Source organism: Vibrio parahaemolyticus (assembly GCF_900460535.1).
In the GTDB taxonomy this organism is placed as follows: domain Bacteria; phylum Pseudomonadota; class Gammaproteobacteria; order Enterobacterales; family Vibrionaceae; genus Vibrio; species Vibrio parahaemolyticus.
On record NZ_UHIL01000001.1, the window covers coordinates 515,894 to 530,820 of the forward strand.

The following is a 14,927-nucleotide window of genomic DNA, read 5'->3' on the forward strand; positions in this document are numbered from 1 at the left end:
AAAACTGAGCATTCTGGCACTCTTTTTCGCTTTGCTTTGCTCTGGTTACTTGTTTTATCGCTCTACACACTGTCGTTGTGTTGCGGTTTGTTTCGCTCGTTTCGGGCTGTTTGGTAAGGAAAGGCTATGTGGGAACAAGGATTTGTATTAGCGATTTTGCTTGGCATTATCACTTGTTTGCTTGTGACTAAGATTAAGCCGAGCTACGTTTTTGCTGGTGCAGCCTTTATTGCTTTCATGGCGGGAATGATGGATTCCACGACCATTGCTGCGAACTTTACCAACTCATCATTGTTAACTTTGGTCCTGCTGATTCTCGCTTCTTGTGCATTAGAAAAAACGTTACTGATCAGTTGGGTGAGCCGTAGTATTTCAGAAGGTCATTTAGGCAGTGTGATCGCCAAGCTTGGGTTATCGACCGCCTTACTGTCTTCCTTTACCAACAATACGGCCGTTGTTGTGTCTTTGATTGGTGCGATTAAACGCAATCAACAGCACGCGCCTTCTAAGCTACTGATTCCACTTTCTTACGCGGCGATATTTGGCGGCACATTAACGCTTATTGGTACTTCGACCAACCTTATTATTAATAGCTTTGTGGAAGATGCAGGGCTACCGAGTCTGAGCTTTTTTACTCCGACGATGATTGGCTTGGCTGTCTTAGCGGGTGGTCTTTTAATTCTTATTCCGCTGAGCTATTTGCTGCCAAGTTACGATGACCAAAACCAAGAAGACTTACCGTATTTCCTTGAATCTCGTGTTGAACCTGGTTCACCTTTGGTTGGCCGTACCATCAGTGAAAACAATCTGCGTGCACTGCGTAAGTTGTTTCTTGCAGAGGTGGTTCGTGATGGCGTGACGGTATCGTCAGTTGGCCCCGACTTCGTGCTGAAAGCGAAAGATCGTCTGTTGTTTTGTGGCGATGTCGAAAGTGTGGCGACCTTGCAAGAAATTCCGGGGCTGACGCTATTTGGGCAACAGCATTTGAATGGTCAAAACTTTATTGAAGTGGTGGTCAGCTCATCTGCAACCTTCTGCCATAAGACCTTGAAAGAAAGCCGCTTCCGCGATCGTTTTGATGCGGTTGTTGTCGCCATTCGTCGTGGGCATGAGCGTTTGGAAGGTGGATTGGGCAGTATTACCTTAGCTCCGGGCGATACTTTAGTGTTGGTGCCGGGCAAGCGTTTCGAGTCTGAGCGTCGAGCGCACCGTAAAGAATTTGTGTTAGTGCACGACTTAGATTCCAGCGCACGTTTGGACTCCAATAAATCGACGATTGTGTTGATTGGTTTTGCTGCGGTTATCGCCTGTGCACTACTTGAACTTGTGCCAATCATTAAAGGGCTCGCGGTATACATCATTGCACTTATTGCGTTTGGCATAGTGCAAATCTCTGAGCTTCGCCGCCGTTTTCCCATTGATATTGTGGTGATTGTGGGCTCTGCGCTCTCTATTGCGCAGCTGATGATTTCATCGGGCTTGTCCGTCAGGATGGGCGAAATGTTTATCGAAGCCTTTAACGGCTGGGGCGTATTTGGTGCGCTGGTGGCCACATACATCATGACCTTGGTGCTGACTGAATTGGTGACCAACAATGCCGCTGCCGCGTTAGCATTTCCGATTGGCTATAGCATGGCTGTCGGGTACGGAGTGGATCCGATGCCATTTATTATGGCGGTATTGTTTGGCGCAAGCGCGAGCTTTATTTCTCCCTACGGGTATCAAACCAACTTGTTGGTTTACAGTGTAGGTAATTACAAATTGACCGACTATGTGCGAATTGGTGTGCCGATTTCGATTGTGTATTCCGTATTGGTACTGACATTAATTCCGGTCTTCTTTCCGTTTTAATTCCGATAAATACAAGGATTCGTTATGACCGCTGAAACACCGGTAAAAGATGAAAACATTGTCTGGCATCAGCACACGGTTGATAAACAGTTTCGTGCTGAGCTGAAAAAACAGAAACCAGCAGTGCTTTGGTTTACTGGTTTATCTGGTGCAGGTAAGTCAACCGTCGCGGGCGCGCTGGAGAATCGTTTAGCTGAGTTGGGTTACCACACTTATTTGTTGGACGGTGATAATGTTCGTCATGGCCTGTGTAGTGATCTAGGCTTTTCTGAACAAGATCGTCGTGAAAATATTCGTCGTATTGGCGAGTTGGCGAAACTGATGGCAGATGCGGGTTTGATTGTGTTGTCTGCGTTCATTTCTCCTCACCGTGCTGAGCGTCAACTCGTTCGCGATTTACTGCCCGAAGGTGAGTTCATTGAAGTGTTTGTGAATGCATCTCTCGAAGTGTGCGAAGGACGAGATCCAAAAGGTTTATACAAAAAAGCGCGAGCAGGTGAGATCCCAAATTTCACGGGTATTGATTCAGAATATCAAGCGCCAATCAATCCAGAAATTGATTTGCCAGCAGGCGAGAAGAGCGTCGAAGAGTTGGTTGAGTTGTGTTTGAATGAGCTTAAACAGCGTCGTGTGATCAGCTAACTCAGCTTTTGGATCATGGGTGGAAAAAAGCCTCGTGTAATGCTTGAGGAGCTTTTAGATCATAGGTGACCTAAAGCTCCTAGAGCGAAACTAAACGGTATAGTTCACGCTGCTGCTTGCTTCGGTGCTTACGCTAAACTTTTGATTTAACAAGGCGAGCATTTGATCGTAGTACTGGGAATTTGGCTTGTTGCCAAGCAGTTTGCACAGTTCGTTACCCGTCGGCGTGAAACGGTAGTACAGCAGACGGATGCCCTTCATATTCACTTGCAGAGACAAATTCTTGCCTTGATATGCCAGTATCAATGGCGTTTCAATGCCGATCTCTCCTGATTCCAGTTCTGTGCTATGCAGTAACCCCAATTCAATCAATACTAATAGACTTGAGTACGGCAATTGAAAGCTGCCCATATTCAGATTGCTGGTGGTATCTCGTTTACCAAAGTTGAATATTCCGCCATGTGCCTTATAGCCTATCAATAACTTTTTACTGTTATCGCCGCCAAAACTGCACGCCAAAGAGGCTGCTCTTTGTAGTGTTTGCGCTTCTTTTGGGGACATATCCTTAAGGACTTTCAGCGCTTTCATCGACGTGGAACCTGGGTTGGTCACTTCACGCTTCATTACTTGCGCCCACAACTTCTGCATTGAACTGTTGTGGATGTCTTGGGCCATATCAAAAAATCGATACAACCAATCTTGATCGGGTTCACCTGCGGTTTCATCGCGGCAAGCGCTGTGCGCGAGTTTTAGGATTTGCTCAAGGTTTTTTTGTCTTTGCTCTTGGCGTCGTTGGTCTCGCAGTTGTGCTCTTTCTAATGCGGATTTGGCAGGAGGGTCAGTTTGCAACAGAGCGTCGAGGCCATGAGATTGAGCGATGTTTTTAATTCTGCTCGCACTGTCTTTGATGTAACCCGTTTTCTTGTCGTGGTGACCGTTTTTCTGCGTATTAGGCTGGTGTTCAATCACTACAGGTTGTTTAGTTGGTTCTGCCATGTATTTTCCTACCAAGAGCTTGCGTTTGACGCTTGCCTCAATTTACACCTTAATCCGCGAGGCGACCAGAGAGAGCGTCTCAGATTTTGAAGGAATAGGTCTATCCAAAATGATAATGAGTTGTTAAAATTGTTATCGTTATTTTGGAGGGGCGATGAAGTTCTCGGAAGCAAGTAAACTGAAAAAGCACCTGTCGATAGCGTTTCTTTTGATTCTTTATGTGGGCGTGTTAGCGTACTTATCGCGCTACATTGTTTAACATTTAAAGATGACAAAGGCGCCGATGCGACGCCTTTGGTGTACCTCGAAATCGACGACTACATATCGTCGTAGGCTTCGATTTTTGAACCTTCAATCACATACGCTGTTTCTGCCAGTTCATGGTTAATGGTTTCGGTTTTTAACGTTCCCACCACGTAAATGACATCCCAAAGTTCCTGTACTGGTGCGCCTTTCGGAAATTTCACGTAAATGATTTGGTTTGGTGGTGGTGGTGGTACGTGGATACACGCCCCAAAATACGGCACCAACAAAAATTCCGTCACCGTGTTGGCATCTCCCTCAAGAGGAATCACGAAGCCAGGGATTTTGACCTGACTGCCATTGAGTTCTGGTCTGACGTTACCGATTTTTGATTGCTGCGCCGCGCCACCACTGTGATCAGATGCGGGCATCCCCACGCTGTCGAACAGCTTACGTTCCGCTTCAGGAACCAGATCGATCCAGTCGAGCGTTAATGGCTCATCACTCGCCATGACCGGCGTCGTAAATGCAATCGCGAGTAAGCAACTGGCTAAAACTTTTTTCCACATCGTTAGATCCTTATGGTCATTCCGTCACTGAGTGACTGTCTGTAGGCGCGGAATGCTGGAATAAAACCAATCACAATACCGGCGCATTGTACAAAGCTAAGCAGCATCCATTCGTACGCAGAAAGCGTGCTTAACGTGAGATTTATACCGTAGTGTTGTTGAATTAGGGGCTGAAGTAGGGCGAGTATCGCATACAGCCCCAAAACGCCGGTGACGATACCTGCTGCTGTGAGTAAACTCGCTTCACTAATGAGCAGAGAAAAAACGTGGCGTGGGCGCGCTCCCATAGCGCGTAAAATGGCCATTTCTCGACGTCGTTCTTGTAAGCTGGTCAGTAGGCTGCTTAACATGCCGAGTAAACCCGCGATAACCACAAAACCAGAAACTGCCATCAAGGCCTGTTCTGCGACAGACATCATGCCCCACAATTCGTGTAGCGCGACACCGGGCATAATGGCACTGAGAGGTTCTTTCGGGTAGTTGTTGATCTGCCTTTGCAACGCAAAAGTTTGAATGCGCGATTTCAAGCCCACAAGCATGGCAGTGATCTGTTTTGGTTGAAAGTCCCTTTCTTGTAATACCTTGGCATCCGGTGTTGGGCCCAAGCGTGCACCACTTTCCCAACCGACATGAATGGCTTCGATCGCCTCTAACGAGACGTGAACAGTCTTATCTACTGGTGTGCCAGTTGGAGCTAAAATACCAACAACTTTGAATGGCAGTTTATCGTGACGGCTGAAGCCAACATCGCTGATACCATGTGCAATGATGATTTCACTGCCTATCTGGTAACCCAATTGTTTGGCGACGTCCGATCCGAGTACGGTTTCAAATAACCCATTGAACTCTTTCCCTTTCGAGAAAGTAAGTGGTTGCTTACTTCCGTACTTATAATGCTCAAAGTAACTATGATTGGTTCCCATCACTCGAAAGCCTTTGTGAGAGTCTCCAAGCGAAATGGGAATTGCCCAATCAACCGCGCGATGCTGGCTGAATTCTTGATAGCTTTTCCAATCGATATTATTGGTGGCATTACCGATACGAAAGACGGAATACAACAGTAAGTTCACTTGGCCTGAGCGTCCGCCGACAATTAGGTCAGTTCCGGAAATGGTGTTCGCAAAGCTGTCTTTTGCTTGAGTGCGGATACGTTCTACGCCAAGCAGCAAGATTACCGATATTGCTACCGTCATGATCGTCAACACCGCTGTCGCTTTGCGGTTCATCAAGCTTTTCCAAGCGAGTTTGATTACAGCACTCACGATAGCACCTCCATGTTACGGCTTTGGTTTATTTCTGGCAGGTTAATGGTGCGATCGAACAAGCTTTCCAGAGTTGGATCATGGCTGACAAAGATTAATGTCGCGTTGGCTTGATTAGCCTGTTCCATCAGCAGTTCGATGAACGCCATGCGATTATCATGATCGAGTGCAGATGTCGGCTCGTCAGCAATGACTAACGCAGGATGCCCTATCAGCGCACGAGCTGCCGCCACTCGCTGTTGTTGTCCAATACTCAGCTCTGACACTGGGCGAGAGTGTAAATTTGTCGGTAAATGAAGCCGCTCCAACAAGGTTGTCGCTTGTGATAAAAGCTCGGCTTTGGAGGCGTTTGGTGTCACGCGATCTCGTCTCACTTTACTGAACTGGCAAGGAAGTAATACGTTGTCGATGACATTCAAATACGGCAGCAAGTTGAATTGCTGGAAGATATAACCAATGTGGTCGGCGCGGAATCTATCTCTGCGGCTTGAACTCAGCGTCGCTAAGTTCGTATTGAGTACTGATAACGAGCCTGCACTTAACGTATTGATTCCGGTGAGCAAAGCTAAAAGTGTGGATTTTCCACAGCCACTTGGCCCTTTGATAAAGACATGCTCACCTGTTGCTATCTGCAAATCAGGAATATTGATCACCGCGGTCTCTGAACCGGGCCAGAAAAACTGAGCTTGTTTGAGCTCAACCACGTTTGATGCTGAATCAGTCATAGTAAATCACCAAAGCGAATTAAAAAAACACAGCGTGTAAGTGGGTACTTACACGCTATTTGGGTTATTTGATTGCGATTTGAGTGTTGCTTTTGGTTAAGCTAGTGGCTGATTGAGTCGTATCTGTGAATAAGTTTACATTTACCGATTCAGTACTTGGGAATTGGTTAAACCAATCAGTTTGAATATGGCTGAGTTCGCCGACTTGGGCACAATGAAAGCGATATTGCACGGTAAATTCACCGTGGTCGCTGTGCTCTGAATGGTCGTGACCTTCATGACCGTCGTGCTCATGTTTGTCGTGATCGTGATGGGCGTGTTCATCATGGTCATGGCCTTCATGATCATGGTGCTCATGTTCTTCATGTTGCCCCTCAAGCGAGTGTTCAACATGAACTTCTTCAATTTCGCATTGTGCTTGTGGGTTAATCGCAAACAGTGCGTTGCTATCTTCTAGCGTTGCGATTGCATGTTGCAGTGTTTTCTCTTGCTCTGCATTTTCTGGTGCGTGTTCAAAGCCGACCACATCAGCCCCAGGAGCTGTGATTTCGAGCAGCAAGTCACTGCCGTCTTGGGCAATATTAAATTCAACATGACCATGAACGTGTGCACTGTGTTGGCGGTATTCTTCTGCTGTTGCGACTGTCGATAGAGACAAACCGATAACGATCGCTAAAACCTGTTTAGATGGCATTTTACTTTCCTAATTTTGCTGATAAATCCGAGATCTGGTTGATTTCAGATTTAGTACTCATTTGACGTTCTGTTATTGAAACGCGTCTATACACGTTGGAAATAACGTAATTGGGTTGTGTTTGAGTGTTTACGCAAAATAAGGTGGTGCACGCGCAGCGCTGAATACTTCTTCTACATGATGCGAGCGCTCTGGGACATCATCATAATGGGCCCGTGTGTATGACGGCACAGGGATTGCCAGTTGTGCTTTAGCGAGACCATGTTGCGCGCCAGCAAAGAGTTGGCAGTGATGATGGGTATGATGCTCTGGTGTGAGGTCGACTTGATGAAAGATCGAAGCAAAATTCCAGATGATCAGCAAAGCAACACTGAAAAGTACAATAGTGCGATGCCAAGATCTGAAAATGGTTTGCCAAGAAAAGTACATCTGAACGCCTGAAATCCTAACGGGTGTTATAATATAACACTCATTATTGGCAAAAGTTCACTCTTTTGTCTGGTGAGGAAAATTTAACACAGCATATTAGTGGGACATCGTGTGATTGAGGCTCCTGATTGGTGCCGAGTCAGGAGCCGTCATCTCGAACTAAATGCTTTGCTTGATAAGGCCAATCACCTGTGTAATCTCGTCTTGCGTCAATGCGCCTTCTTTTACAAACAGTACTTTGCCTTGTTTGTCTTGTACGATGATCGCAGAGCTTTCTTCTTTTAGCCCCCAAGTGTTCGCCACCAAACCATTTTCATCCAATACCATTGATGACCAAGGAAACTCTTTTTTACTGTCTTGTGCTGAAGATTTCACAAATGAGCCAGTGCCCCAAATCGCATCATCTTGGTTGATGATGGTGGTGGTCTGGTAGCTATCTTCTGGGAATTTAGCGGCGGTAATTGCAGTCATCAGCGGTGCGTTCATTTCTTTTGAACTGCTGCGACCAGCAATCGCTTGAATTACGCGGACTTTACCTAACATATGCTGTGTTGCCCAAGGCTGGTAAGCCACACCTTCACCTTGTAAAACAATTTCACCGTATGCGCCGACTTGTGCAGGTGGAACGGTTTCACCAACCGACAAGTTATGTGCGAAAGCCAAACTTGGAGAAAGAGCAAGCAGTATAGGTAGGAGAGTCTTAGTTTTCATATTGTTATATTCCATTTGGGTTTGGGAGTTAAGCCAGTATATATCCAGTCCCGGCAAATTTGTAGAATTGTTGATAACATTTATTTAACGTATGCGGTGGTGTAATGTTGCGTTGTAGTTAGAATTTGCTACACTGAAGTCCGTCGCAAAATGCGCATTAAGGTTGCAGAGAATAAGCAATCGGGGTTTTCTCAAAGGAATTGAGGTGAATTATGCTACGTGAGTTTGCTGTATATCGACCACTACAAGTGGCCCGTTTCGTAAAGACGTTGTTTAAAGGGCAATTCTTCATTGTTGGGGTGGGAAGTTTCTGCTTTGATAATGGCAAAGTGCTGCTTCCTGATGTGAAAGATCAAAAGCGACTGGCTGTCTTTAAAGAAGTAAACCAAGCAATTTCATCATTATCCGCCTAAATCATTTATGGCGTGTTAACCCAAAAAGCGAAAGATTAAAAAGAGCGACCTTGGTCGCTCTTTCTCGTTTCAGTGCAGTTTGATTAGCCTTGCAAGCTTGGTGGGAAGCAAACACCTGTGCCGCCTATGCCACAGTAGCCATCCGGATTCTTTGCAAGATACTGTTGATGGTAGGTTTCTGCAAAATAGTAAGGCCCTGCTGGGACGATCTCAGTAGTAATCGTTGAGCGAAGCTCAGCTTCTAATGCTTGTTGATACTGAAGCTTTGATTTTTCAGCAATTTCTTGCTGCTCTTGAGAGTACGTGTAAATCGCAGATCGATATTGTGTGCCGAGATCGTTACCTTGGCGCATGCCTTGAGTCGGGTCGTGTTTTTCCCAAAATACCGCAAGGAGTTGTGCTAGTGAGATAACACGCTCATCAAACACGACTCTCACAACCTCAGTATGACCGGTTTTACCCGTACACACTTCTTCGTAGGTTGGATTTGGTGTAAACCCACCCGCATAGCCCACAGATGTCGAAACCACGCCATCCAATTGCCAAAAGAGACGCTCGGCGCCCCAAAAGCACCCCATGCCTAACAAAATCTGTTGCTGATGATGGGCTAATGGTGCTGTTAGACTCGATTGATTTACAAAATGACAATCTTCAATCTGCATTGGTTGTTCTCTACCAGGCAGGGCATCTTCTATACTGATTAATGTCTGTTTGTTGAGCATGGTATTTGTCCTTTAATACGTGTCTTAAATTTGCGAACTTTTTCATTTCGTCTGTATCTGATGTTGTTATGACATAGACCGCGGTAAACCTATTAATATTACAGACTTAGCCTTTAATTGGCGTTATCATTATTTACGTTTATTTAACCTCATTCAGCTAAAAAAGCATGATAAAAAAAGCTCTCCCCATCATTGTTGGCTTGTTGGTTGTTTCTCAGAGCGCGTATGCCGATGTTTCTTTAAAGCTTAAAGGCATCGATGGCGCACTGGAAGATAACGTGAAAGCGTACCTGTCTTCGATTCCAGAGAAGGATTACTCCACTTCGCTGCGCTTTCAGGCGCGATTGGATCAAAGTATCACCGAAGCGCTGAATGCGCTTGGCTATTATCATGCAAAAATTTCATACTCTATTTCCGAAGGGAATGACGAGCTGATCGTTAACATCCACAAAGGTTTACCAGTTAAGATCAAAGTAATGGATGTCGTGATCAGCGGTGAAGCGAAAGAGGATGAAGAATTCGCGAATCTCATCGCCAAATCGCCTTTAAAAGTTGGGCGGATTTTAAATCAGGGTGAGTATGACAGCCTTAAATCAGGGATTCGTAACCTGGCTTTGCAACGTGGTTACTTCAATGGTGACTTTAAGCTCAACAAGCTGGAAGTGATCCCTGAATTGAATGAAGCCAATGTGCGTTTGCACTACGACAGCGGTATTCGCTATCACTTTGGTCCGGTAGAAATTACGGGAAGCCAGATCTGGGAAAACCGTGTTGAGTCGATGCGACCTTTTGAAATTGGTGAACCTTACCTTGTCTCTGATGTGGGTGAATACAACCAAAACCTCTCTAACACGGATTGGTTCTCCTCCGTGTTTGTTGAGCCTGACTTAAGTAAGCTTGAAGATGGGCGCGAGCTGCCGATTAAAGTCTCGTTAGCGCCTGCTGCGAAAAACCAAATTGAAACCGGTATTGGTTACTCCACCGATACGGGTGTGCGCGGCACTTTAAAATGGAAAAAACCATGGGTAAGTGCACGCGGTCATAGCTTTAATACGGCGCTTTCTCTCTCCAAACCAGAACAAACCATCACCGCCGGCTACAAAATTCCATTAGACGACGTCTTACGTGAATACTATCAATTGCAATTTGGTCTGAAGCATTTGGACAACCGTGATACTGAGAGTTTGGAATCAAACCTTGCGGTAGAAAGACACTGGTTAACCGACGGTGGTTGGCACAAAACCGTGTACGTTCGTCACTTGTACGAAAACTTCTCGCAAGGTTTGCAAGATGATGGCGTGCAGTTTGTGCTTCCTGGCGCAACCTTTTCGCGTACTCGTGTCCGTGGTGGCAGTATGCCAATGTGGGGCGATAAGCAAAGCGTAACGGTTGAATACGGCGATCCGGCGCTACTGTCTGAAACGCGAGTATTGCGTTTGCTTGGGCGATCTTCGTGGATTCGAGGCATCGGCGAAAACCATCGTGGTTTGTTCCGTCTCGAAGGGGGGGCTAATATCACGGAGGAATTTGAAAAGCTTTCGCCATCGTTGCGTTTCTTTGCTGGTGGTGACAACAACATCCGTGGTTATGGCTATGAATCCATCTCACCTGTCGATGAAAGTGGCGCATTAACGGGTGCGAAATACATCTTAAGCAGCACCTTAGAGTATCAATATCGTGTTTACGGCAACTGGTGGGCCGCAACGTTCTACGATATTGGTGATGCGTTTAATGACACACCTGAATGGAAATCTGGTGCCGGGGTTGGTATTCGATGGGCTTCACCTGTGGGACCGGTAAGCTTCGACTTTGCGTGGGGGCTGGATGAAAAGCCAAACAACGAATTCCGCATCCACTTCTCTTTGGGGCCTGAGCTATGATCAAAAAGATGTTTAAGTGGACCAAGTGGTTATCACTAAGTTTGATTGGTCTGCTGTTGTTAATCACTATTTTTGTCGCAACGGTACTGTTTACCCATCCAGGGTTGAAGCTGGCGATTTGGGGCGCAGAGAAAGCCTTACCTCAACTCAAAGTCGAGAGCATTCAAGGTTCGCTATTCCCTCGTTTTGCACTGCAAAATGTCAGTTTTGTTGATGAGTCTTTACATATTGATGCGAAAGTTGAGCGCCTTGCGTTGGCGATTAACTTCCGCTGTTTCTTTGACCCAAAAGTGTGTGTTGATGAACTGGCGCTGCAAGGTGTTAACTTCCAAATGCCAGAATTGCCACCTGCCAGTGAAGAGCCTGAAGAAGAAACACCACCGCTACGTTCTATCAGCACGCCAGTGCCAATTTTTGTCAATAAAGTCAGCTTTAATGACATCAACGTCAATGTGTTAGGCAATCAGATTGATTGGCAAACGTTCTCGACCGCTTTGTCGATGCAGGGCGATCGTTTGGTGATCGCACCAACTGCGTTAAAAGACATCAATGTTGCGCTCGCACCAAGTGAAGCTGAAGCGGCTGTCGAGGAGCCGAAAGAAGCTGACGCTACGCCGCAAGATATTGTGTTACCAGAAGTATGGATTCCGCTGACGGTAGAAGCGCGCCGTCTGGATATTCACAATTTTAAACTGGCAGGTGAAACGCCAGTGATCGTCAATCATCTTGGTTTGGTTGCAAGAGCGGGTGGTGAGCGTGTTGATGTCAAAACGTTAGAGATCGACATGCCAGAAGTGGAAGGCAAGTTAAGCACACAAGTGACTCTTTCTGCTGATTACCCAATCAAAGCGCAATTGGACGCGTTAGTGAAGCAAGCGGATGCGAAGGGACAAAAACTGTCGCTTTCGGCTTCTGGCTCGGTTGGGGATTTATCGTTAAATGCTACGCTTTCTGAGCTTGTACAAGCGGAGATCAAAGGTGACATCCAACCGCTTAAAACGCAGTTGCCGTTTGATGTTTCGATCAAAAATGTTCAAGCGCAATGGCCGCTATTTGGGCAAAGTGATTATCAGGTTTCTGTACCAAGTTTGGCGGCAAAAGGTTCACTTGATGGTTACGAAGTCGCATTAGAAACCAAAGCGTCAGGCAAAGACATTCCTGCCGTTGATGTTGCGCTGAACGGCAAAGGTACGCTGGAGCAAATCGATCTCGAAAGCCTTGTAGTGAAAACTTTGGGGGGCGAACTTTCTGGGAAAGTTATGGCGAATTGGGCGGCGCCAATCAACTGGCAAGCCGACCTGAACCTAAAGAACATTCAACCAGGATTGCAGTGGAAAGAAGCAGAAGGGGATATCAGCGGTAGCCTCTCGACGTCGGGATCGTTAACGGAACAAGGTGGTTGGCAAGTCAGTTTGCCTAAGTTAGACATCGACGGCATTTTACGAGGTTATCCATTGAATGTCGAAGGGCAACTTGAAGCGTCTGATAAGAATGGCAAAGGTGAAGACATCCAACTAACCACTCAAGGTTTAGCGCTTTCTCATGGCCCGAACCAACTGAGTGCGAAGGGCAAGATCGACAAACAAATCTTGATGGATGTTGAGGTTAACTTCCCTGACTTTGCGAAAAGTGTTCCGGATCTTGCGGGTAAGATGCAAGGTAAAGTAGCGCTACGTGGTAGTTTGAAAGAGCCTGACATCAATCTTGATCTCGCTTTAAATCAGATCAACTGGCAGCAACAGGCGAATGTAGAAACGATCACCTTAAAGGGCGATGTGACGCCTCTGCCAGCACCAAAAGCGAACTTAAGTCTTATTGCGAATAACATTACCTACGACGACATTAAAGTTGATAGCGCGGATCTTGAAGTCTCTGGAGATGAAAAACTGCATCAACTGACGCTTGATGTGGTGTCAGATCTGGTTTCGACCAGTTTGGAAATCGAAGGGACGTTTAAGCAGAAGCCAGAAATGATTTGGGATGGGGCGCTGCGCCGCTTGACGCTGAGCTCGCAACAAGGTCCTTGGTCACTGCAAAAATCGACTGCGGTGAAGGTCAATATCGACAAACAGATCGCGAATGTTCAAGCCCATTGTTGGTTGCAAGCGAAGTCGAGTGTGTGTCTAACCGAAGATATTAGTGTCGGTAAGAGTGGCCAAGCGAAGTTAGCGATCAATGATTTTAATTTCGACCAAATTAAACAATTCCTGCCGCCAGAAACCAAGCTGCAAGGTTCAGTTAATGCACAGGCTTTTGCTAAATGGGCTCCAGAGAAAAAGCCTGAAGTTACCTTGAGTGTCAACATGCCAAAAGGTCAAGTTGAACAAGCACTAGAGCAGCCAATTAAAGTGGGCTGGGACAGCTTCAGCTTTAAAGCGGCATTAGCGAAAGACAAGCTTGATGCTGAGTGGTTATTTGATGTGAAAGATAACGGTGACTTGTCTGGTAAGGTTTCTTTACTGAATGTCTCATCTGAGAAGCCAACTATTGACGGTAAGGTTGCGCTTTCTACGTTCCACTTGGACTTCTTGGCTCCGTTGATCGGGGAATACAGCTTGTTCAAGGCGAATATGAATACTGATTTGGCCTTGTCTGGTGATGTAATGCATCCAAAAGTGAATGGTCAGTTCCTTATCGATCAAATGAAACTGCAAGGCGAAGTGACGCCAATCGACATCAACTCCGGACAAGTCGTGATCAACTTTAAAGGTCACCAAGCGGATTTGGATGCTGGGATCATTACGCCTGACGGTAAGCTAGAAATCACCGGTGATGCTGACTGGCGTGACCTGCAAGACTGGCGAACTCGCGCCCGCGTGTTTGCAAAAGAGCTGAAAGTTGATATGCCGCCGATGGTCAAAATCAAAGTTGAGCCGGACATGACCATCGATGTCACACCGCAGTTGGCGAAGGTGGAAGGTAACATCAATCTGCCATGGGGGCGTATCGTCATTGAGGAACTGCCACCAAGTGCGGTTGGTGTTTCGAGTGATACCGTGATTTTGAACAAGGACTTACAGCCAGTTGATGAAGTGGCGGCTATGCCATTCAACGTCGAAACGGACATCAACATCAAGATTGGTGATGACTTCCAACTTGCGGCGTTTGGCTTGAAGGGCGGCTTGAAAGGTAGCCTTAACGTGACACAAAAAGACAAAGGACCATTCATCGTTGGTGAGGTAAACATCGTTGACGGTTCTTACCGTTCATTTGGTCAAGATTTGGTGATCGAAGAAGGTAAGATCTTAATGAACGGTCCAGCGGATCAACCGTACGTATCGATCAAAGCGATTCGTAACCCTGACAATACTCAAGACGATGTGATCGCAGGTGTGCGTGTGACTGGCCCTGCTTCCGATCCGAGTGTGGAAATTTTCTCGGAGCCTGCGATGCCACAAGCCAACGCGTTGTCTTACCTGCTTCGTGGTCAAGATATTGATGGTGAGTCGGGTGGTAACGCGATGACGACTACATTGATTGGTCTGAGTTTGGCGAAAAGCGGTCGTGTTGTTGGAGAAATCGGTGAAGCCTTTGGCGTACAAGATTTACAGCTTGATACGGCAGGCTCGGGTGATGACTCTCAAGTGACGGTGAGTGGTTACATTTTGCCAGGTCTACAGGTTAAGTATGGTGTTGGCATCTTCAACTCGCTGGGTGAGTTCACGGTGCGTTACCGATTGATGCAAGACTTATATTTAGAGGCGGTATCTGGTGTAGATAGCGCAGTTGACCTACTCTATCAATTTGAATTTGATTAGGGCACACGTCCTAACCACACAGAACTCATAGC

At 46.4% G+C, this 14,927-nt stretch carries 13 protein-coding genes; 5 read left to right on the forward strand and 8 right to left on the reverse strand.

Annotated features, from left to right (window positions below):
- Nucleotides 1-126: 126 nt before the first annotated feature.
- The gene (locus DYB02_RS02765; RefSeq protein WP_005454668.1) at nucleotides 127-1,851 is read left to right on the forward strand and encodes an SLC13 family permease; all 1,725 of its coding nucleotides are present in this window, start codon (nucleotides 127-129) and stop codon (nucleotides 1,849-1,851) included.
- A gap of 24 nt (nucleotides 1,852-1,875) precedes the next feature.
- Nucleotides 1,876-2,493, forward strand: a complete 618-nt coding sequence (gene cysC / locus DYB02_RS02770) for an adenylyl-sulfate kinase (protein WP_005454655.1) — start codon at nucleotides 1,876-1,878, stop codon at nucleotides 2,491-2,493.
- Between the two features lie 90 nt (nucleotides 2,494-2,583).
- Here cysC and DYB02_RS02775 read toward each other — a convergent pair whose 3' ends face one another.
- The 7 genes from DYB02_RS02775 to DYB02_RS02805 form a co-directional block, all read right to left on the reverse strand.
- Entirely contained in the window at nucleotides 2,584-3,489 is a 906-nt protein-coding gene (locus DYB02_RS02775; RefSeq protein WP_029804468.1) for a TIGR03899 family protein, read from the reverse strand.
- A 317-nt stretch (nucleotides 3,490-3,806) separates the two neighbouring features.
- Nucleotides 3,807-4,301: a DUF3299 domain-containing protein gene (locus DYB02_RS02780; RefSeq protein ID WP_005479671.1), complete on the reverse strand. Its 495-nt coding sequence runs from the start codon at nucleotides 4,299-4,301 to the stop codon at nucleotides 3,807-3,809.
- 2 nt (nucleotides 4,302-4,303) lie between these two features.
- Nucleotides 4,304-5,563 (reverse strand): ABC transporter permease, encoded by a 1,260-nt coding sequence (locus DYB02_RS02785; protein ID WP_005454685.1) that lies wholly within the window; start codon nucleotides 5,561-5,563, stop codon nucleotides 4,304-4,306.
- Nucleotides 5,560-6,288, reverse strand: coding sequence for an ABC transporter ATP-binding protein (locus DYB02_RS02790; protein WP_029804467.1), 729 nt, complete (start codon nucleotides 6,286-6,288; stop codon nucleotides 5,560-5,562). The genes DYB02_RS02785 and DYB02_RS02790 overlap by 4 nt, the downstream gene beginning before the upstream one ends.
- A gap of 64 nt (nucleotides 6,289-6,352) precedes the next feature.
- Entirely contained in the window at nucleotides 6,353-6,982 is a 630-nt protein-coding gene (gene zrgA, locus DYB02_RS02795) for a zinc uptake protein ZrgA (RefSeq protein ID WP_029800779.1), read from the reverse strand.
- A gap of 129 nt (nucleotides 6,983-7,111) precedes the next feature.
- Nucleotides 7,112-7,411 (reverse strand): DUF2607 domain-containing protein, encoded by a 300-nt coding sequence (locus tag DYB02_RS02800; protein WP_077345750.1) that lies wholly within the window; start codon nucleotides 7,409-7,411, stop codon nucleotides 7,112-7,114.
- Between the two features lie 159 nt (nucleotides 7,412-7,570).
- Nucleotides 7,571-8,122 carry a YtfJ family protein gene (locus DYB02_RS02805; protein WP_017449016.1) on the reverse strand — a complete coding sequence of 184 codons (552 nt, stop codon included), beginning with the start codon at nucleotides 8,120-8,122 and terminating at the stop codon, nucleotides 7,571-7,573.
- Nucleotides 8,123-8,334: 212 nt separating this feature from the next.
- Here DYB02_RS02805 and DYB02_RS02810 point away from each other — a divergent pair, with 212 nt between their 5' ends.
- Entirely contained in the window at nucleotides 8,335-8,535 is a 201-nt protein-coding gene (locus tag DYB02_RS02810; protein ID WP_005454667.1) for a DUF1107 domain-containing protein, read from the forward strand.
- An 83-nt stretch (nucleotides 8,536-8,618) separates the two neighbouring features.
- Here the strand turns inward: DYB02_RS02810 and msrA are convergent, their stop codons facing one another.
- Complete coding sequence (gene msrA, locus DYB02_RS02815) at nucleotides 8,619-9,257, reverse strand: peptide-methionine (S)-S-oxide reductase MsrA (RefSeq protein WP_005454656.1); 639 nt, start codon at nucleotides 9,255-9,257, stop codon at nucleotides 8,619-8,621.
- Between the two features lie 167 nt (nucleotides 9,258-9,424).
- Between msrA and tamA the strand changes: the two genes are divergently transcribed.
- Entirely contained in the window at nucleotides 9,425-11,137 is a 1,713-nt protein-coding gene (gene tamA / locus DYB02_RS02820; protein WP_005489530.1) for an autotransporter assembly complex protein TamA, read from the forward strand.
- Nucleotides 11,134-14,895 carry an autotransporter assembly complex protein TamB gene (gene tamB, locus DYB02_RS02825; RefSeq protein WP_029804465.1) on the forward strand — a complete coding sequence of 1,254 codons (3,762 nt, stop codon included), beginning with the start codon at nucleotides 11,134-11,136 and terminating at the stop codon, nucleotides 14,893-14,895. The genes tamA and tamB overlap by 4 nt, the downstream gene beginning before the upstream one ends.
- The last annotated feature ends 32 nt before the right edge of the window (nucleotides 14,896-14,927 follow it).

Excerpts from the sequence above, each read along its gene's own strand:
- DYB02_RS02765 (WP_005454668.1), top strand. The coding sequence starts at position 127 with ATGTGGGAACAAGGATTTGTATTAGCGATTTTGCTTGGCATTATCACT.
- cysC (WP_005454655.1), top strand. The coding sequence starts at position 1,876 with ATGACCGCTGAAACACCGGTAAAAGATGAAAACATTGTCTGGCATCAG.
- DYB02_RS02775 (WP_029804468.1), bottom strand. The coding sequence starts at position 3,489 with ATGGCAGAACCAACTAAACAACCTGTAGTGATTGAACACCAGCCTAAT.
- DYB02_RS02780 (WP_005479671.1), bottom strand. The coding sequence starts at position 4,301 with ATGTGGAAAAAAGTTTTAGCCAGTTGCTTACTCGCGATTGCATTTACG.
- DYB02_RS02790 (WP_029804467.1), bottom strand. The coding sequence starts at position 6,288 with ATGACTGATTCAGCATCAAACGTGGTTGAGCTCAAACAAGCTCAGTTT.
- zrgA (WP_029800779.1), bottom strand. The coding sequence starts at position 6,982 with ATGCCATCTAAACAGGTTTTAGCGATCGTTATCGGTTTGTCTCTATCG.
- DYB02_RS02800 (WP_077345750.1), bottom strand. The coding sequence starts at position 7,411 with ATGTACTTTTCTTGGCAAACCATTTTCAGATCTTGGCATCGCACTATT.
- DYB02_RS02805 (WP_017449016.1), bottom strand. The coding sequence starts at position 8,122 with ATGAAAACTAAGACTCTCCTACCTATACTGCTTGCTCTTTCTCCAAGT.
- DYB02_RS02810 (WP_005454667.1), top strand. The coding sequence starts at position 8,335 with ATGCTACGTGAGTTTGCTGTATATCGACCACTACAAGTGGCCCGTTTC.
- msrA (WP_005454656.1), bottom strand. The coding sequence starts at position 9,257 with ATGCTCAACAAACAGACATTAATCAGTATAGAAGATGCCCTGCCTGGT.
- tamA (WP_005489530.1), top strand. The coding sequence starts at position 9,425 with ATGATAAAAAAAGCTCTCCCCATCATTGTTGGCTTGTTGGTTGTTTCT.
- tamB (WP_029804465.1), top strand. The coding sequence starts at position 11,134 with ATGATCAAAAAGATGTTTAAGTGGACCAAGTGGTTATCACTAAGTTTG.